General features: G+C 74.8%; 3 protein-coding genes. 2 read left to right on the forward strand and 1 reads right to left on the reverse strand.

Annotated elements, in window-relative coordinates; all coding sequences use genetic code 11:
- A partial coding sequence (locus AB0O00_RS34805; protein WP_363658680.1) for a serine/threonine-protein kinase occupies positions 1-923 on the reverse strand: 923 nt, incomplete at its 3' end.
- A gap of 298 nt (positions 924-1,221) precedes the next feature.
- Here AB0O00_RS34805 and AB0O00_RS34810 point away from each other — a divergent pair.
- Positions 1,222-1,920 carry a hypothetical protein gene (locus AB0O00_RS34810; protein WP_363658682.1) on the forward strand — a complete coding sequence of 233 codons (699 nt, stop codon included), beginning with the start codon at positions 1,222-1,224 and terminating at the stop codon, positions 1,918-1,920.
- A 107-nt stretch (positions 1,921-2,027) separates the two neighbouring features.
- On the forward strand, positions 2,028-2,703 hold a 676-nt coding region (locus AB0O00_RS34815; RefSeq protein WP_363658684.1), incomplete at its 3' end, for a DEAD/DEAH box helicase.

Below are 2,703 nucleotides of genomic sequence, written 5' to 3' on the forward strand. Positions count from 1 at the left end.
GTTGAGCGCGAGCGCGCCCCCACCGATCTCCTCCGGTGCGCTAACACTCTGTCCACCCCCGACGATCTGCCGATCTCCTCCCAGTGCGGCCCGTAGGCGGCCGCCGCCACCGCCTCCAGTTCCTCGACGAGCGCGGCGGCGCTGTCGGGCCGGGCCTCGGGCTCCTTGGCCAGGCCGGAGAGGATCAGCGGCCGGACCGGTTCCGGGGCCAGGTCCGCCGGGATCGGCGCCTCGGTGTGCTGGACGGCGAGTTCGGCGATCGTGGTGCCCTCGTAGGGGCGGGCGCCGGTGAGGCACTCGAAGAACGTGACGGTCGCCGCGTAGACGTCGCCCGCCGGGGACGCGGCCCGGCCCGCCCACTGCTCGGGCGGCATGTAGGCGGGGGTGCCGGAGATGTCGCGGTCGGCGCCGCTGGGCACGGCGATGCCGAAGTCGACCAGCTTGGACGTGCCGGTGGTGTCGACGAGCACGTTGGCGGGCTTGTAGTCGCGGTGCACCACGCCGGCCCCGTGCGCGGCGGCCAGGCCCAGCAGCGAACCCTTCAGGACCACCAGGGCGGCCTCCGGGGTGGTGGCGCCCTCCGCGCGCAGCAGGTCGCGCAGCGCGATCCCGTCGACCAGTTCCATCACGATGGCCGAGCCGTGCTCGCCCTCGACGTACTCGTAGAGCCGGGTGACGTACGGGGAGTCGATGCCGGCGAGGACCTCGGCCTCGGCGCGCAGCGCGGCGCGGGCGGCGCAGGTGTGGAGGTGCTTGATCGCCACGGGGGTGCCGGTGTCGCGGTGGCGGGCGAGGACGACCCGTCCGCTCGCGCCGGCGCCGAGCTCGCGCTCGTAGAGGTACTCGGGGAGTTCCCAGAGCGGTTCGTCGGCCCCGGTGTCGCTCCCGCCGGGTCTGTGGTCCTCGGCCTGTCTGTCGTCCATCGTCCTGCGCTCTTCCCGTCCTGCTCACTGCCTGCTCGGCGTTGCGGCGCCGCACCTTACGGCACGGCGGCTACCGGCGGGGACGCGGGCCGTGAACGGCGGGTTCCGGGCGCCATGGCCGGGAAGGTCACGATTCGGGTGCTTCGTACAGGGCCTCAATTCGGTCGTACGGGCAGGATCTGGTGCGGGGTATGGAAGGATGCGAGTTGATCATGAACTCGTGGGAGGGGACCGGGTGCGGTTGCGTGGTGTGGTGTCGGCTGCCGGCGTTGCGGCGGTGCTGGCCGCGGTGCCGGCCGTGTCTGGCTGTTCGCACCAGCCGGCCGTGCGGGCGGCGGGCGAGCCGACCGGGCGGCCGGCGGACGGCGGCCCGCTCCCGGCCCCAGCCGCGCCGGCCCCGTCGGCCACGGCCGCGCCGGCGCCGGGCCGGCTGCGCGACGGCCTGCTGACCGAGGGTCGGCTTCCGGACGGGTTCCGGCTGTCGAAGCCCTCGGAGGCCTCGGGGCGCGACGACTCCGACGTCCCGATCACGGCGATGCCCTGCCTGGACCTCGTCGTGGAGGGCTTCATGACGAGGCACGCGCCTCCCCTGGAGGACGTGTCGGTGGGCCTGGAGCGGGCGTCCGACGGCTGGTCCGGCCACGAGTGGCTCGACCGGTACGCGCCCGGGCGGGCGGCCGTCGTCATGGCGGCCGTCCGCGACGCCGCGCTCCGCTGCGCCTCCTACACCGCCACGTTTCCCGCCGCCGGCACCACGACGAAGAACACCGTGTCCACGACGGGGGCGGGCGTGGCGGCGGACGACGGCCTGGTGCTGCGGATCTCGGCCGTCCAAGCCGGCGAGCCGAAGCCGTACGTCACCGAACTGGGCCTCGTCCGCGAGGGCGACGTGATCCTGACGGTGCGCAGGATCGTCACGAACAAGCCGCAGTCCGGGGTTGAGGCCGTCCTGCCGGCCGCGGTGGCGGCGTACCGGGCGGCGGGCGTTTCGCCGTAGGCGCCGGGTGCCGTTCCAACCGCAGGTGCCGGGTGCCGTTTCAACCGTGGGCGCCGGGTGCCCTTCCGCTCTGCCCGCCGGGCGGCCTTTCGCCGTAGGTTGGGCGAATGACGGCCGAGTTCGAGGATTTCGAGGATTTCGCGCGCACCGCCACCGGTTTCACGCCCTACCCGTACCAGTCGGCGCTGGCCGCCGAAGGTCTGCCCGCGCTGCTGGAGGCGCCGACCGGGGCCGGCAAGACCGTGGCCGCCGTGCTGCCGTGGCTGTACCGGCGGCTGGTCGCCGCGCCCGGGGACACGCCGCGCCGGCTGGTGCTCGCGCTGCCCCGGCACAGCCTCGCCGACCAGACCCTCCGCCGGATCGCGGGGTGGCTGGAGCGCCTGGGCCTGGCGGGCGAGGTGGGGCTGCACCTGCTCGCGGGCGCGGCGGCGCAGGAGGGCGGCTGGCGGCGCGCGCCCGAGCGGAGCGCGATCCTGGTCGGTACGCACGACATGCTGCTCAGCCGGGCGCTCATGCGCGGTTACGCGGACGCGCGGACGATGGCGCCGGTCTCGTACGCGCTGCTGCACACCGACGCGCAGTGGGTCTTCGACGAGGCGCGGCTGCTCGGCCCCGGTCTGTCGACCGGCGTTCAACTCCAGCTGTTCCGCGAGCAGTTGGGGACGGCGGCGGCGACCCGGACGATGTGGATGTCCTCGGTGCGTGGGCCTGATCTCCGTGAGGGCCCCGGCGGCACGACGGTCCGTGCGCCGGACGTGGCCGGGACGCTGCGGCGGATCGGCC

It is taken from the genome of Kitasatospora sp. NPDC093558 (assembly GCF_040683475.1).
Lineage (GTDB): Bacteria > Actinomycetota > Actinomycetes > Streptomycetales > Streptomycetaceae > Kitasatospora.